Source organism: Mycobacterium talmoniae (assembly GCF_001854525.1).
In the GTDB taxonomy this organism is placed as follows: domain Bacteria; phylum Actinomycetota; class Actinomycetes; order Mycobacteriales; family Mycobacteriaceae; genus Mycobacterium; species Mycobacterium talmoniae.
In genome coordinates this window covers 1-561 of record NZ_MLQM01000377.1, presented here as the reverse complement: position 1 = coordinate 561, position 561 = coordinate 1, and the positions used below count along the sequence as shown (strand labels likewise).

General features: G+C 64.5%; 1 pseudogene. It reads right to left on the bottom strand.

What is annotated here, in order from left to right:
- Nucleotides 1–439: pseudogene (locus BKN37_RS27455) on the bottom strand (hypothetical protein); the annotation flags it as partial.
- Nucleotides 440–561: the final 122 nt, after the last annotated feature.

Genomic DNA, 561 nt, shown 5'->3' with positions numbered 1-561 from the left:
TGTCGAGGACGACGCGCAGGTTGCGGGTGTTGTCGGGGCGTGTGCTCATGATGGCGAATTTAGTTCCGTAGCGGAATTCTGGTGTGTCGTCGCCGTTTTGGACTTCGAGGTGGGCGTTGACGGTGGACGCGCCGTTGGCTGCTTTCTTCTCGATGGTGGATTTGCGTTCGGGTGCGGCGACGACGGTGCCGTCGCCGACGATGAATTGTCCGCGAACTGGATTGGTCCGTGAGACAGGGCTGTGTGGGTTGAGGCAGTTGAGTTCGCGGGCGAGTGTGGCGGCGGTGTCGATCAGCCCCTGGTGCAGGGCGTCGATGTGGGTGTCGAGGCGGTCCTGGGCGTAGGTGTGGTGATGCCGTCGCGGCGGCGTGGTGCGGGCAGTTTTTCCGTGGGCGGTGGCCTGGCGGCAGATGACCTGCCAGTACTCGGGGTTGGCCATGATGCGGCTGGCGTGGCTAGCGCTGCCGAACGCGCCATGCAGGACTTTGTGGATGACCATTACCCATGCCGGGTAGTGCGCTGGGCGCCCGGGTGAGTTGGGTGCGCGATCCGGGATCAGGT